The sequence below is a fragment of the Nocardia cyriacigeorgica genome, from assembly GCF_029868385.1.
Classification (GTDB): Bacteria; Actinomycetota; Actinomycetes; order Mycobacteriales; family Mycobacteriaceae; genus Nocardia; species Nocardia cyriacigeorgica_F.
The window spans coordinates 173301-188612 of the sequence record NZ_JARWNX010000043.1 but is presented as its reverse complement, the minus strand read 5'-3'; the positions used below and the strand labels follow the sequence as shown (position 1 = coordinate 188612).

Genomic DNA, 15312 nt, shown 5'->3' with positions numbered 1-15312 from the left:
ACTCCCGGCGCGGGACGGGTCCACTAATCTGGGCACCGTGCCCCAGCAGGTTCCGCAGATCCCGCAGCGACTGACCGACCCACGGCCGGTCCTCGCGGTCGGCAGCGCGCTGTGGGCGCTGGCCACGGTGGTGGTGTGGCTGAGTGGCGACCGCTGGGAATGGGCGCGACCGGTCTGCCTGATGGGGCTTGCGGTCGGCTTGCTCGGGTACACGATCTTCTTCGTTCAGCGTCGCGGTGCGCGGCGGGGGGACAAGGGCGCACAGACCGGGCTCTGAGCCGTCAGGCGATATCGAACTCGTCGCTGGTCCCGACGATCGGCGTCAGCGAGCCGTCCGCACCCAGCCGGTCGGCGAAATGTTGGAAGCGGTAGCGACCGGGCGTCGCATCGCCAGGGATGTCCCAGGTGAATCGGGCCACCGAGACTCCGGGGCCGGGTGAACTCCAATGGAACCGCACCGCCCATTCGCCCTCGTTGGCCACCCGCTCCCAACGCCCGGAACCGGTGCGCCGCTGCACCTCGAGGAAGGTGCCGTTGCGCCGCGGGTTGTGTTTCGGATGCGCCGAGACGAACTCGACCTCGGCACGGGTTCCCGGTGCACAAGCGGGCGCCGGTTGTACGAGCACATCGCCGAAACCGCGGCCCTGCGGTGCGGCGTCCGGGCCGGGCACCGGCACGAGGTTGGGTTGTAATGCGGAGACGTCACGCGGGGCCGGACCACGCGCGATCGGCTGACGGGCGGCGAACGCCGTTGCCAGCCGGGTGAATTCCTGCTGGTAGGCGCATAACGTGTAGCGGCCGTAGAGGGTCGAGGCGCCCTCGTACTGCTGCACGTCGTATTCCTCCGGCGTGGTCACGTACTGGTGATAGGCATTGGCGTACCCCTGCATCAGCACCTGCTCCACATCCACACCGAGCGCCGCCGCGACGGCCCGGCGCACCCGCAGACCGGAGACGATGGTGAACTCGCCACCCGCCGCGGCCAGATACAACTCACCGATGCGGACCAGCTGAATCGGCAGCACATTCGGCACCCACGGCACCGGCGGCAACAGCCCGAGCGGTGCGGCGATCGCCTTGGGCGCCTGTGCGTCGGCGAGCCAGGCGGGCGCGGCGGCACCCGGATCACCGAGCGCGGACAGGAACGGATTGGTGACGCCCTCCGGGATCGGTCCGCCCGGCAGACCGGGCCCGTCCTCGACACTTCCGGCGACGAGGGACACACCCGCCGCGGCAGGCGCGGTGCGGCGCGGCAGACCGTCGGGGGTGAACCGGCCGTCGACGCCGATATCGGCCAGATCGATGTAGCACAGCATCGCGTCGACCGGACCGCTGATCGATTCGGCCGTCGACAATGCCGATTTCGCGGCGCGATACTGCCGATCGCCGATGATGCGGGTGTTGTCGAATTCGTCATCGGTCGGGCCGGAACCGGGCCGCAGATTCAGATTCGGTGACATATCACCGGAATTGGTCTGCGCGAAGGCCGCGATGAAATCGGCACGCCCGTCCAGATATCGCACGCCGTGTTCGGTGTGTTCGAAGCTGAACGCCGCGTAGCCCTTGTTATCGGAACTGATCAACCGGTTCTCGTTGGTCATCGAGGTGTTGTGGGTGGCGAACCAGGTGATGGCGCCGATCTCGCGTCCACCCTTGCGCAACGACAGCACCGTCACCGCGGGGTCGATGGCGTCCGGGAAGTACTGTCGATCGGCTTCGGGGTTGCGGTCGAACGCGATTCGGGACCGATTGACGCTGGCATCACGCAATTGCGCACGGCCGAGCGCGAGCGAGCCCGGTCCCAGATCGGCGTGCGCGGCGGCGACGGCCTCGACGATGCCCTGCACCTCGGCGTCGTAGACCTGCTGCTGGAAACCGAGAATGGCCAGGTTGTAGGCGTAGTCGTGGGCCGAGCCGCCGCAGGTGGCATGGGAATGCGTCGAGGTGAGCAGCACGTTCTGCTCGGTGTACAGATCGCCGAAACGTTCGGCCAGTGCGAGCATGACGCCGCGGTGCACGGATTGGAAGATCATGCCGTTCTCGGCGACGACGTAGGCGATGCGCCGGCCACCGGCGGCGATGATGAACGCCCTCGCACGCGGGCGCAGATGAATGCCCGCGGTGGTCTGTTCCTGCTGGGAGTAGCCCATCATCCCGCATTCGGCGGCCGGGCCGGTGATATCGGAGAGACCCGCGCCGATCTCGTAGGCACCGGGCGAGGCCTGCGCGGCGGCGCCGAGCACCGCCGACAGACCGGGCGCCATCACCGCGGCGAGCGCGGCCGAGCCGACCGCCGTCCCGGCGAGCATCGTTCTGCGCGTTACCGACATCACAGACTCCCTTCGATCAGATGGCAGCGAACCACACATCTGGACACGCGTCCAGTACGAATTTTTCGGGTCTGCGAATTGACTGTTCGCGCCGTGAGCGCTTAACTCGCTCAGGTGTCCTCCCGATTGAGCGTCGAAGAACGACGGGCCCACCTTATCGAGGCCGCGATCGGCCTTGCCGAGAAAAAGGGTGTAGCGGGCGTGACAACGCGCGATGTCGCACAAGCGGCAGGCGTGTCACTCGGTGTGGTGCATTACTGTTTCGAAAACAAGGACGCGCTGATGACCGAGCTGGTCAAAGCGCTATCGATGGAATTGCGCGATTCCGTCGACGCCAATGAAACGGTATGGCAGGACGCCGGAACCGGAAAAGCGGCACTGCAATCTCTGGTGCGCGCGGGTCTGGAACTCATGTGGCTCAACATCGAAGCCACACCGGAACGTCAGCTGCTCACCTACGAGACCACCACCTACGCATTGCGCGAAGGCGAGCAGACTCCGGCGAAACTGGCGATCGCGCGGGAACAGTACGCATTCAACGACTCCACCGTCGCCGATATCCTCGACCATGCCCGCGATGCGACATCGACGCAATGGTCGGTGCCGGTGCAGACCCTGTCGCGGTTCACCCTCAGCGTGATCGATGGGATCGTGCTGCGCTGGTTGGTGGACAACGACAGCGAGAGTGTGCGCACCCAGCTGGACGTGCTCAGCGAGATGGTCAGCACCTACGCGAATTAACGCCGGCCCGATCAGTCGCGGGCCTGCGGGTTTCGGATATGGGTCGTCTCGCCCTCGCGCCACCACGGCACCGAGACCGTCCGCTGCACCGCGCCCGTCAACCGGACAAGCAGTTCGTCGTGCAGCACCAGATCACCGCCATCGGGCAGCCGGAACAGTTGGCGCAGGACCACACCCATCGGTTCGGTCGCCCAGGTACTCGGGCGACCGGTGCTGATCACTTCGGCGGTGACGACTTCGGAGACGAGTGGAAGATCCAGCAGCGTCGCCAATGCGGGAGCCGTTTCGATCGCACCCGCCACCAGCCGTTCCGGCGGAATCGCCAGCCCGAACCACGGCTGATCCAGGACCATGGCCTCGGCCGGATCGACCGTCGCGCCGGATAGCGCGCGCACCAGCTCGGGGAGGGCGAGATCGGCCAGGTCGAGATGTTCCTCGGCGGCAGCGAGCCGGGCATGGGTGCGCGCCACCACGTCCGGTGTGGGTGTGCGCGCCGGGTCGGCGAGCGCCGCCAGCAGGGCCTCGGCCAGATCCGGTGTGATCGCCGTGGGATCGGCGAGGACGGGACGCAACACATCGAGTTCGGCCCGCAATAGCCCTGGGGCGGCGAATTCGGTTAGCAGACCGTCGAATTCGGACTCACTCGGATGCCGCAACACGCCGAGCGGTGTGCCGTCGATGCGAGCGAACCTGCGCAACCACCAGGCGGTGTAGCCGTTCGGGTCCGCCAGCAGCGGCCGGGTCCGCGCACCGGTGACCAGCTGACACAGGGCCTGCGGCCAGGCGGTGTCATCGATCAGGTCGAGATCGCGGACGGCGATCAACTCGGCCGGATCCTCCGACAGCCCCGCCCACCAGGCCTCTTCGTCCGGGAGGTCGTGATCGGGGCCGGTCGGATCGGTCTCGGTGACGATCGCGAAATCCCAACCGACGCCCACCGCCCGCAGGGCCTCCGCACCGTAGCGGTCGACGAGCGCTCCGTCGACCGTGCCGAACGGCGAATCCGCCACCAGCACATCGCGCAGCGGCGCACCGGGCAGCAGCAGCTCATCGGCGGGCAGCGATTCGCCCGTGTCATCGGCCAATTCGAGCAGACCGAGCCATGCGGGCAGGGCGGCGGGATCGGCGTGGGCGGCCAGCCTGAGCACCGCATCGGCGATCTCCGGGTTGCCCGGATCGTCCTCGAGTTCAGCGCGCAGGCCCGGGTCCGACAGCAGATCCGACACATTCGCCTGCCGCGCTCCGAGCCGCGACAGCAGCGGATGGGCCGCGTCCGGATGGATCAGCCGCGCCCAGCGCACCGGAATCGGCACCTGTAGTTCGTCATCGAGGACGGCCGTGCGCGGACCGGTGACCAGGCGTCCGTCGGCGAGCGGCACCGCGAGCGCGCCCAGCTCCTCCACCGCGAGCGGATCGGTGACATACGGTTCCAGCGCCGTGTACAGCTCGCGCCACCACATCGGCGAACGGTCCAGTCCGGCCGACAGTTCGGCCAGCCGCGCCAATCCGATGCGATGCACATCCAGCACCGACAGCGCCTCCGCGTACGGACCACCCGACAGTGCGGGGACGACCAGCGGACCGAGCACATCGGCCAGCAGGGCGGCCAATTCGGCACTCAGGCCGGGGAAGACGCTCGCCCGGGTCGGCAGTGCGACAACGTCGTCGGGCGGTCGGGCAGCGGATGTATCGAGCGGGTTCGCGACGGGGTGTTGCTCGCGCGGCATCTCATCCGAAGCGACATGCCGGGCTGCGGAGTCGTCGTAGCCTCCGGGTTGTATCGCGCCGGGTAGATCGTCGGTCACCGGTGCGTCGAGGTGAGCTTCCGGCTGAATCCGTGACCCCGCGACCTCCGCTGGATTCGGGACGACCGGCAGCCAGGAATGGGTCTGTAGTTCGCGGATGATCGCTTCGCGGAGCAGCCCGTCGGCCTCGCTGCGCGCGAAACCCGGAACCGGGACGAGGGTGAGGCGATCCCGCGGCGGTAAGGCACGCGCGAAATCAGCGTAGCCCGAAACCAACTCGGTCAGGGGCGCGCCCGGAAGCAGGCGACGCCGATCCGGCTGCATCGGGACATCGGCGATGAGCAGAACCGGCAGCGACAGTTCCTCGTCGGAGCGGGTCGGCGCGCGCAACACATCCGCCCCGGCGGGTACCGGCCTGCCGTCCCGGATCGGCAGCAGCCATCTGGCGCGGGCCGTGCGGTACTGCCACCAACTCCGGTCGAGATCGGGGCCGGTGATCCGCAACTCCTCCGGACCGGCCGGGGACGAGGTGCTTGCGGCACTGGTGAATTCATCGTCGCCGACCCGAATGGCGCGCAGTGCGGGCAGTTCGAGCAGGAGGTCGACGACCTCGCTTCGCATCGCAGCGAGCAATGCCTCGGAATCGACGTCGTCGCGCAATCGCAGCACGACCTCGGTATCGAAGCCGATGGCCGGTGCCGTAGTACTCGGCCATACCAACCGAAGGGCGGGCGGATCCATCCGATTCCCGGCGGTATGGCGGGGTGCGGCCGGACGGCCACGCTCTGCGGGCACCGCGCGGTCATCCTCGGCACGCACCGAACGCGTACTCGCCGATCGGGGGGAGCCGTCGCGCCCAGACGATTCCGTAGCGGACGCTGGCCGATCGTCGCCGGATCCGGGCTCGCGCAATGGCGTTCGAGCATCGATCGTCCGAGTATCCACGTCGGCGCCCTCGGGACTGCCCGGCACATGGATGTGATTGCGACGCAGCGCTTCGCGAGTCTCGGCGCGGGAGAACCGCAGCGATCCCGTCGTGGAACGGAGTTCGATCTCCTCGCTGACCGTCAGCACCGCGGTGAAACCGACACCGAAGCGTCCGACCGTGGCGGCGGGATCGGACTTACCCGACGCGCGCAACGCCGTCAGCGCGTGCACACCGGAAAGATCCAACGGCGCACCGGTATTCGATACGTGCAGCGCGCGGCCATCCAGCCACACCGCAAGCCGCCCCGGCACACCGGCCTTCGCCGCGGCATCGGCGGCGTTCTGCGCCAGCTCGGTCAGCAGCCGATCCCGATACCCGGCGCGCACCAGATCGGCCTCGGTGGCCGCGTCCTCACGCAGCCGCGTCGGCGAATCCCGCCACGCGGCGAGGACACCCGAGCGCAGGGCCGCCGTATCGAACGGATCGCCCGACGCGCTCAGCTCTGTACCGATGGCCCGGACTCCGACCGGGTGTCCGGCTCAGCCGCCGACCGGATCGGCTCGTCACCCGGTGTCACCGAGCTGATTTCGGGCTGCGCAACGTCCGCGGCGGCTTGGTCCTGCGCGTCCGCAGATTCGGCCAGCGCGGAATCGGCGATATCGGAACCGGCGATCGCATCGACGTGCTCGATGACGACGTCAGCGGCCGCAGAACCCACCGGCGCGTCCACATCCACCACTTCGGCATCCGCACCAGCGGCCACCTGGGCGGTATCGTCGGCGACCGTCTTCGATCCCCGACGCGATTCCACCGCGACGATATCGAACGCCGCATCGTCGTACGCCTCGTACAACGGCGAACCCGCCCCCGTGGGAACGGTGACGTCGGAGTGCGCACCACATCCGTATTCGGTGTGCACGACATGACCGTCGGCGGCCATGGCGTTACCGCATACGCCGAACGCGGCCCGCAGGGCGCCGGACAGCGGAAGGTAGAAACCGCAGCGGCCGCAGGTTGACGGCGCGGCCTTGGCCATCTCGGTATCGGGACCGAACTCGGTGTACCAGCGCTGGGCGGCCTCCTCGCGACCTTCGAGGCTGAGCACCTGGGTGCGGCCGAGCCCCACCTGGTAGGCGACGTCGTCGACCTCGGGATCGCCGGTGGCGGTGTAGCCGGGGACCAGGCGTGGATCGCCCGGCGGCGGGGCCAGCAGATCGCCGGGGGCCAGATCGCCGGGCCGGACGCGCTGATCCCACGGCACGAATTCGGGCGCGATCAACGCGTCCGGTCCGGGCAGCAGCGCCGACTCGCTCACGGTCGGATGGTCCGCGCCCGGCGGCGCCGCCACCACGACCGCCCACTGCCAGCCGCGATAGCCCGGCAGCGTGGCCTCGAAACGGTGCGTCGCGGCGGTGTCGTCGTCCTCGGCGGACACACCAAGATGCGTACCGACCCCGGATGGCTCCAGCTCGAGGAGCGCACGACGGGCAAGCTCGACGGCGTCGGCCAGGATCGGCCGCACGCCGGAGTCCGAAACAGAAACTGCGCTCACGGCCTACATTTTGCCGTATGGAGACCGATCGGCGTTCGCTGGCCGTCGCTGCCCTGCTCTGCCTGCTCACCGCGACGGGCTGCGCGGGCCCCGACGACCCGGCCGATCACGCCCCACACCTGGTCGTGGAGGTCGTCGGCACCGCACCGCACGATACGAATGCCTTCACCCAGGGCCTCCAGATCACCGGCGATGTGCTCTACGAGAGCACCGGCATGCCGGGCGCGTCGGGTGTGCGGGCCACCGATCGCGCCACCGGCGCCGAAATCGCGGCGGCACGGCTCCCACAGCCACTGTTCGGCGAGGGCATCGCCACGGCGGGCGATACGCTCTGGCAGCTCACCTGGAAAGACGGCATCGCCTTTGCTCGCGATCCGGCCACCCTCGCCGAGCGCGGTCAGGTCACCTACGAGGGCGAGGGTTGGGGTCTGTGCGCCCAGGACACCCGACTGGTGATGAGTGATGGTTCGGCCACGCTGACCTTCCGCGATCCGGACACCTTCGCGCCCACCGGCTCGGTCGAGCTGAAAGGTCGTGACTCCGCACGTCTGAACGAGCTGGACTGCGCGGCCGACGGGTCGGTCTACGCCAACAACTGGCCCAGCGAGGAGATCCTGCGCATCGACCCCGACACCGGTGCGATTCTCGCGGTCATCGACGCCTCCGGCCTGCTCACGGCGCGCGAACGCGCGGGCGCCGACGTCCTCAACGGCATCGCCCAGATCCCGGGCACCGACCGCTTCCTGCTCACCGGCAAGTACTGGCCCACCCTCTTCGAGGTGCGTTTCGTGCCCGCGCGATAGGCGAACCACAGCACTTTCGGCGGAATCGACGGAGAGTGCGTGAACCCCACACGCGGTTGTGCGCCAGAATTGAGGTTGTGACGACTCCCAGCGATCCCCCCGGTCCCGATCGCGGTCGGTGGGACGGCGAAGAGTACCCACCGAACGAGCGACACCCCGGCTTCGACCGGTACCCGCCGCCCAACGCGCCCCGACGACGTCGCCCGCTGCCGCCACTACCACCGGATCATCCCGGCACCGCCCCGCCTCCGACCCGCCCGATCACCGAAGTGGGCCGCGAGGCCGAGCGCGAATCGGGCCGTGGATTCACCCGGTCTATGCGCAAGGGCGGCGCCGAACAGCCACGTCGAGTCGACGACCGCCGCGAGGAACAGGCACCGGCCGACGACACCGGACGGGTCGACGACCGACGTATGCCACGCAAACTCACCGTCACCCGAGTCGCGGCGTTGCGCGGTAAGGAACTCACCGAGAAGGGTTTCGCCACCTTCCAGCGCGCGGCCAAGGCCGACGGCGCCGACAAATCCGGGCTGACCGCGCTGACCTACGCGACCATGACGAACTTCGCGCTGGACGCCGCGATCGCCGTCGCACTGGCCAATACGCTGTTCTTCGCCAGCGCCACCGCCGAGAGCAAGACCAAGGTGGCGCTGTATCTGCTGATCACCATCGCACCGTTCGCGGTGATCGCGCCGTTGATCGGCCCCATGCTCGACCGGTTGCAGCGCGGACGCAGGCTCGCGCTCGCCTCCTCGTTCGCGGTGCGCGCGGTGCTGGCGGTGGTGCTCATCATCGACTTCGACACCTGGGCGCTGTATCCGCTCGCGCTGTGCATGATGGTGCTGAGCAAATCGTTCGCCGTACTCAAGAGCGCGGTGACGCCACGGGTACTACCGCCGGGGATAGATCTCGTCCGCACCAATTCACGGCTGACGGTGTTCGGCCTGGTCGGCGGCACGATCGGCGCCGGGGCGATCGCCGCTGCGGCCGCCGCGGCCTTCGGTTCGACCGGTGCGCTGGTGCTCGCGGTCGGCATCGCCTGCGCGGGCACCTATCTGAGCCTGCACATTCCGCGCTGGGTCGAGATCACCGAGGGTGAGGTACCCGCCACCCTCAGCTACCACGGCGACGATCCCGAGACCGAGGTCATCCCCTCCGGCAAGAAGTCCGCGGTGCCCGCGCGTAAACGCCGCCAGCCGCTCGGGCGCTCGGTGGTGACCGGCCTGTGGGGCAACAGCACCATCCGGGTGCTGACCGGATTCCTCACCTTCTATGTGGCATTCGTCGCGAAGGCGACCGAACATCGTCCGATGCAGCAGGCGGCCATGCTCGGTGCGGTCGGCGCGGCCGCCGCGATCGGCAACTTCGCCGGTAATGCCAGCGGCGCCCGGATCAAACTGGGTAGGCCGTCGTTGATCGTGGTCAACTGCACCGCCGCCTGTGCGCTGGTCGCGCTGTTCGCGATCTTCGCCGACAACCTGCTCGGTGCGGCGCTGGCGGCGCTGGTCGCCTCGGCTGCCAGCGCCCTGGCCAAGGTGTCGCTGGACGCCTCGATCCAAGACGATCTGCCGCCGGAGTCGATCGCATCCGGTTTCGGGCGCTCGGAGACCGTATTGCAGCTGAGCTGGGTGGCGGGCGGTGCGGCCGGTGTGCTGCTGCCGACCGACTACTGGAAGGGTTTCGCGGTGGTGTCGGTGATCCTGGTGGCCGGACTGGTTCAGACTGTGGTGAGTTATCGCGGCCATTCGCTGCTGCCCGGTCTGGGCGGCAACCGGCCGCAGCACGCCGAACAGGTGGTGCCGGCACCGTCATCGGACACCACCGCCCGTAAGTCCGGCACCGCCCGGCGCCCCGGCGCGACCGCCGATATCGAACGAGGGGATCCCATCTGGTGAGCACACTCAACGCCCGCACCATCGTCGCGCTGTTCACCGCAGGCGTGCTGGTGCTGTCCACGGCCTTCGTCGGCGTGCTGACGGTGCTGGTCCGCAATGCCGACGAGCACGACCCGGAGATCACCGCCTATGCGCACGGGCGCACGGTCACCGTCGCGCCGTTCATGTACTGCACGGTGCGGATGGAGGATTGCCGCTACGGCCAGACCGTCGCCCTCGAGGTGCCGCCCGGCTATCCGCTACAGCTGTCGCTGCCCAGCGAGATCGCCGATGCCCCCTGGCTGATCCAGCAGGTGTACGCGCTGCCCTCCGGTGAGGAGATCGCCAAGGTGAGCAGGCACACCGATTTCCCGGAGGGGGTGCGCGCCATCACCGTCGAATCGCAGCCGGAACCGGATCTGCGTCTGGTGGGTGTGGAGATGCAGCTGCCGATCCTGGCCCGCGACGAGACGGGCGCGGAGTTCTATGTGCCGCACGCCGCCTGGTCGATCAGCACCGCCGAGTAGTCCGCAGGTCACCGCACAACGGTCGTAGGCATCGAGTGATGCCTACGACCGTTGGTGTTTCGGAGTGTTCGGCGCCGCTCAGTGATCGAGTTCACGGGCGACGGCCCGCACGACCTCGGAAATCCGCTGCGCGGTCTTGCGGTCGGGGTACTTGCCCTTGCGCAGATCCGGCTGCACCGTGGCCTCGAGCAAGGTGATCATGTCCTCGACCATGCCGTGCAGCTCATCGGGCGAATGCCTGCGCGCGGCGGGCTCTTTACGCCCCGCGCGCTCCTGACCCTGACGCACCGACGGCGGCGCCTCGAGCAGCTTCAGGCTCAGCGCCTGCGGACCGCGACGGCCGGCGGCCATCCCGAACTCCACGCGCTGTCCCGGCTTGAGCGTTTCGATGCCCTGCGGGAGCGCAGACGAGCGGACGTAGACGTCCTCACCCTCGTCCTGGGAAAGGAAGCCGAAGCCCTTGTCGACGTCGTACCACTTCACCCTGCCGGTCGGCACTGCGCTCACCCGTTCATCATTCGAAACCCGGACCCTTGCGGTCCGGGTGGATCCGTATGCGAAGCACCTGCGCGGCGGCGCCGCGATCAGGTCTTGCCCTTGTGCGAAAGAACGCGCCCCACAGGTATGCAGGACGCGCATTGCCGTCGAGTCTACCCCGGTGCCCACCGCTCGGGCACATCAGTTTTACGGTGCAGCTGTGACGAACACTCCCCCGCAACCGCCTTCGGGCGGAGCGCCACGCCGTTCCGGCGACTGGTTGCTACAGCTCGCGCTCGGCGCCTTCGGGGTCGGACTGCTGGCGATCGTCGCCATTTTCCTGACGCCGATCCTCACCGACGGGAAGCCGGGACTGTGGCTGTATCTGTTGGCGATGCTCGCGCCGATCGGCTTCGTGCTCGCGCTGGTGTTCACGCTGCGCTCCGGGCGACGAGCCAAGTGACTCCAACCGGTTACCCCGGCCGTTCGTTACCGAAGCCACCATGTGATCCTCATCACATAACAGCCAGATAACAGAACGTTCTTGCAGCCGCCCCGGCCATCCCGCACCGCGCCTAGCTGCACAGAGAGGTCTATGCCCGGCCGAGACCACTCCGAGACTCCCCCGTACACGCCGGTTACCAAATAGTGATTTTTCGCGGGGTTCGTCGTACCGTCTTACCCAGCCGGGACACCCGGCAACCAAACCACCGGCCCGCCGCACCGAACCTCACCCCGCGGGTACCGGACCCCCGACGGCCTTGAGGGGTGAGGGCGGGACGGACGACCTCTCAGTCCGAGCCCGAGCGACAACCTCGCAGGTGCGTACGAGAGGAAGACGAACCCGATATGAGTGGACGCCATCGCAAGCCAACCTCCACCGGGCGCACCGTGGCCAAGGTCGCCGTCACCGGCGCCATCATGGGCACCGCAGGTGTGGCCCTCGCCGGAAACGCCAGCGCGGCACCCGACTCCGACTGGGATCGACTCGCGCAGTGTGAGGCCGGGGGTAACTGGGCGATCAATACCGGCAACGGTTACCAGGGCGGACTCCAGTTCTCCCCGAGCACCTGGAACGCGCACGGTGGTGGCGAGTACGCCGCGACCGCGAACCAGGCCAGCCGGGAACAGCAGATCGCGGTCGCCGAGAAGGTGCTCGCCTCCCAGGGCTGGGGCGCGTGGCCGTCCTGCTCGGCCTCGCTCGGCCTGAGCAGTGCACCCACCCCGCGTTCGGCCCCCGCCGAGGCCGAGAGCCCGCGCTGGCAGCCCTCCGCGCCGCAGCAGCAGGCCGCCACCGACAGCAGCCAGCAGGTGTTCGACGCCGTCGATCGCGCCATCGCGGTGGTGCAGGCGCAGGGCGTGAATGTTCCGCAGCAGGCGCTGGACGTGTTCAATGCCGCCAAGTCCAACGGCACCAAGCTGGATCCGGCCGTCGTGAACTTCTTCGAGGCGAACCAGGGTCTGCTCCCCTCCTGACCCGAGACTTCACATACCGACTGTGGCCCCGCATCCGATCGGATGCGGGGCCACAGTCGTTTTCAGATGTGATGTGGAGCGCGTTCAGATGCGATGCGGGATGTGTCGCGTCCCGGACACGAATACTCTTCGGCCCCACCTACACCGAAACCGCCCGCGGGCATGAGCCAGCGCGAGCGGAGGGTGTGGGCATCGCCGAATGCGATGAACTACCGATCGGCGGCCGCGGTTCGCGACGGCCGGGGTGGGTGGCTCAGCGGTTGATGACGGTGTGCGGGTGGACGTAGGGCAGCTGATCGGCGGCCACCGGGAACTCGGTGTCCTCGCCGAACGGCGACAGATTGCCCGAGCGCGAGGACGACAGTTCGGTCACCGCATGCTCACCGTCGGCCACCTGCGGCCAGCCGTTGTCGACATAGGGCTTCTTCGATTTGTTCACCACCCGCCCATTCTGGCATGTGGTGTGTGCCAACCGGCAGATGGTCGGCGTGAATCCGCGGTGCGGGCGTCGACGCCTCCTGCTCGGGCAGCGCCGGACCGCACATCGTAGGCTGAATCCGATGACCGGTACCGACTCCCTGGCCGACTGGCTCGGCTCCCGCGGCGATGCCGAGCTGGTCGCGCTGCTCGAGCTGCGGCCCGATCTGGCGGTGCCGCTGCCGTCCTCGATGACGGTGCTCGCCGCCCGCGCCGAACAACGCGCCTCGGTGCTGCGCGCCGCCGACGAACTCGACACCCTCGAATTCGCCATCGTGGAAACCCTCGCCGTGCGTGCGGCGTCGGCGCAGGAGCCGTTGACCCGCCGCGAGTTGAAGAAGGAGCTGCGCGATCGCGTGAAGGCCGCCCCGGTCGACGCCGCGGTGAAGCGTTTGACCGACCGGGCGCTGGTCTGGCTCGACGGTGATGCGCTGCGGCTGGTTCCGGCTGCCGCGGAGGCGCTTCCATGGCCGCTGGGCAGCACCACCGAGCTGCCGGACACGCTGACCGAACCGGAGGTGACGGCCGCACTGGCCGAGATCTCGCCCACCGAACGGGCTTTGCTGGACAAACTGGCGGCGACCGGTCCGCGGGGGCGCACCAAGGACGCCGCCCCCGGCACCCCGGCCGATCGGCCGGTGCAGCAACTGTTGAGTCGGCAGCTGCTGCGCCCGCTGGACGAGGAGACCGTCGAACTACCGCTCACCGTGGCCCAGGTGCTGCGCGGTGAACCCGTCACCGATCCGCATACGCTCACCCCGCCGCGACCGGCCACCACCGAACACACGGCCGCCGAGGTGAACGCGGTGGCCGCGGGTGAGGTCGGTGAACTGCTGCGCCACTGCGCGAGTGTGCTGGAGGTTCTCGGTCAGGCGCCCGCGCCCGCGCTGCGGGCCGGTGGGCTCGGGGTGCGGGAGACGCGCCGGATCGCCAAGCACGCGGGCACCGATGAACAGCGCACCGGTCTGCTGATCGAACTGCTGGCCGGAGCCAAACTGATCGACCGCGGCCTGCCCGACCCGCCGCCGGATGTCGACGGCACCGACGACTTCTGGGCACCGACCCCCGCCGCCGACTCCTGGCTGGAAGCGCCACTGGCCCGGCGCTGGGTGACACTGGCGCAGGCCTGGCTCGAATCGGATCGGGTGCCGTGGATGATCGGCATGCGCGACGCCAATGACAAACCCCTTGCCGCCCTCGCGCATGAACTGCGCTCCCCGCACGCCGTCCGCGACCGGCAGGCGATGCTGCGAGTGCTGGCCGAACAGTCGGCGGGCACCGCGCTGGAACCGGCCGACGCCGCGCGGCTGCTCGCCTGGCGGGCCCCGCGCTGGCGCAGGCATTTCCGGGTCGAAGCGCTGAGGCGCACCTACGCGGAAGCCGCGGCGCTCGGCGTCATCGGCCGTGGTGCGCTGAGCGCTCCTGGACGGGCGCTGTTGGGCGAGGAGTCCGCCGCTATCGCCGAGGCCGAAGCCGCGATGGAGCAGGCCCTGCCGGATCCGGTGGATCATGTGCTGGTGCAGGCCGATCTGACGGTCATCGCGCCCGGTCCGCTGACCGCGGAGTTGCAGAGCCGGATCGCGCTCGTCGCCGATGTCGAATCGGCGGGCGCGGCCACCGTCTACCGGATCGGTGAGACCTCGGTGCGGCGCGCCCTCGACGCCGGGCTCACCGCCGCCGAACTGCATGCGCTGTTCGCCCGGCATTCGCGCACGCCGATACCGCAGGCGCTGACCTATCTGATCGATGATGTGGCGCGGCGGCACGGACAGCTGCGGGCCGGAATGGCGCAATCGTTTGTGCGCAGTGACGATCCCGCGCTGTTGACCCAGGTACTCAACGCCCCGGTGGCCGCCGAACTCGCGCTGCGCGCGATCGCGCCGACGGTGGCGATCTCGCAGGCACCGCTCGGCGAGCTGCTCGACCGGTTGCGCGCGGCGGGTTTCGCACCGGCCGGGGAGGATTCGGCAGGCGTGATCGTCGATCTGCGGCGACGGGGCGCCCGGATCGCGGTGCGCCCGAATGCCAGGCACGCGTATCGTCCGGTGCCGCCGAGCACCGAACAACTGGAATTACTGGTCCGGGAACTGCGGGCCGGTGAGCGCGCGGCCAGCGCCAAATCGGCGCAGGCGGTGCGCACCGACGGCACAAGGACCGGAACCGCCGCGACGCTCGCGCTGCTGCAATTGGCGGCGCGCGGGCGCCGGGCGGTGAACATCGGTTATGTCGACGCGCAGGGCACGGCCATCCAACGGGTGGTGGAACCGCTGCGGATCGGCAACGGTCAACTCGATGCGGTGGATCCGGTGACCGGCGCGGTCCGGCACTTCACACTGCACCGGATCGCGTCGGTCGCCCTACTGGAATAGCTTCGGTCCTGCC

At 68.9% G+C, this 15312-nt stretch carries 13 protein-coding genes; 8 read left to right on the top strand and 5 right to left on the bottom strand.

The window, feature by feature from the left end:
• The first annotated feature begins 37 nt into the window (after positions 1 to 37).
• Positions 38 to 277, top strand: coding sequence for a DUF2530 domain-containing protein (locus QH168_RS13000; protein ID WP_280234847.1), 240 nt, complete (start codon positions 38 to 40; stop codon positions 275 to 277).
• 4 nt (positions 278 to 281) lie between these two features.
• Here the strand turns inward: QH168_RS13000 and QH168_RS12995 are convergent, their stop codons facing one another.
• Positions 282 to 2330, bottom strand: a complete 2049-nt coding sequence (locus QH168_RS12995; RefSeq protein ID WP_280234846.1) for a neutral/alkaline ceramidase — start codon at positions 2328 to 2330, stop codon at positions 282 to 284.
• A 114-nt stretch (positions 2331 to 2444) separates the two neighbouring features.
• Here QH168_RS12995 and QH168_RS12990 point away from each other — a divergent pair, with 114 nt between their 5' ends.
• Complete coding sequence (locus QH168_RS12990) at positions 2445 to 3071, top strand: TetR/AcrR family transcriptional regulator (RefSeq protein ID WP_280234845.1); 627 nt, start codon at positions 2445 to 2447, stop codon at positions 3069 to 3071.
• A gap of 11 nt (positions 3072 to 3082) precedes the next feature.
• Here QH168_RS12990 and QH168_RS12985 read toward each other — a convergent pair whose 3' ends face one another.
• Together QH168_RS12985 and QH168_RS12980 are read right to left on the bottom strand one after the other, a co-directional pair.
• Positions 3083 to 6208 (bottom strand): sacsin N-terminal ATP-binding-like domain-containing protein, encoded by a 3126-nt coding sequence (locus tag QH168_RS12985; protein WP_280234955.1) that lies wholly within the window; start codon positions 6206 to 6208, stop codon positions 3083 to 3085.
• Positions 6209 to 6240: 32 nt separating this feature from the next.
• Positions 6241 to 7296 (bottom strand): DUF3027 domain-containing protein, encoded by a 1056-nt coding sequence (locus QH168_RS12980; protein ID WP_280234844.1) that lies wholly within the window; start codon positions 7294 to 7296, stop codon positions 6241 to 6243.
• A gap of 17 nt (positions 7297 to 7313) precedes the next feature.
• On the opposite strand from QH168_RS12980, the gene QH168_RS12975 reads away from it, so the two are divergent.
• The 3 genes from QH168_RS12975 to QH168_RS12965 all read left to right on the top strand — a co-directional run bounded on the left by QH168_RS12975 (position 7314) and on the right by QH168_RS12965 (position 10500).
• Positions 7314 to 8099, top strand: coding sequence for a glutaminyl-peptide cyclotransferase (locus QH168_RS12975; protein WP_280234843.1), 786 nt, complete (start codon positions 7314 to 7316; stop codon positions 8097 to 8099).
• Positions 8100 to 8176: 77 nt separating this feature from the next.
• On the top strand, positions 8177 to 9994 hold the full coding sequence (locus QH168_RS12970) for an MFS transporter (protein ID WP_280234842.1): 1818 nt from the start codon (positions 8177 to 8179) through the stop codon (positions 9992 to 9994).
• Positions 9991 to 10500: a DUF2771 domain-containing protein gene (locus QH168_RS12965; protein ID WP_280234841.1), complete on the top strand. Its 510-nt coding sequence runs from the start codon at positions 9991 to 9993 to the stop codon at positions 10498 to 10500. Before QH168_RS12970 ends, QH168_RS12965 begins: the two co-directional genes overlap by 4 nt.
• Positions 10501 to 10578: 78 nt before the next feature.
• Here QH168_RS12965 and QH168_RS12960 read toward each other — a convergent pair whose 3' ends face one another.
• Positions 10579 to 10998, bottom strand: a complete 420-nt coding sequence (locus QH168_RS12960) for a cold-shock protein (protein ID WP_280234954.1) — start codon at positions 10996 to 10998, stop codon at positions 10579 to 10581.
• A 199-nt stretch (positions 10999 to 11197) separates the two neighbouring features.
• Between QH168_RS12960 and QH168_RS12955 the strand changes: the two genes are divergently transcribed.
• Both QH168_RS12955 and QH168_RS12950 read left to right on the top strand, forming a co-directional pair.
• Positions 11198 to 11440: a hypothetical protein gene (locus QH168_RS12955; protein WP_280234840.1), complete on the top strand. Its 243-nt coding sequence runs from the start codon at positions 11198 to 11200 to the stop codon at positions 11438 to 11440.
• Between the two features lie 386 nt (positions 11441 to 11826).
• Complete coding sequence (locus QH168_RS12950) at positions 11827 to 12453, top strand: resuscitation-promoting factor Rpf1 domain-containing protein (protein ID WP_280234839.1); 627 nt, start codon at positions 11827 to 11829, stop codon at positions 12451 to 12453.
• 253 nt (positions 12454 to 12706) lie between these two features.
• On the opposite strand, the gene QH168_RS12945 is transcribed toward QH168_RS12950, so the two are convergent.
• Positions 12707 to 12895, bottom strand: a complete 189-nt coding sequence (locus QH168_RS12945) for a hypothetical protein (RefSeq protein ID WP_036532937.1) — start codon at positions 12893 to 12895, stop codon at positions 12707 to 12709.
• A 118-nt stretch (positions 12896 to 13013) separates the two neighbouring features.
• Between QH168_RS12945 and QH168_RS12940 the strand changes: the two genes are divergently transcribed.
• A complete protein-coding gene (locus QH168_RS12940; protein WP_280234838.1) occupies positions 13014 to 15299 on the top strand; it encodes a helicase-associated domain-containing protein in 2286 nt (761 codons plus the stop codon).
• Positions 15300 to 15312 lie beyond the last annotated feature (13 nt).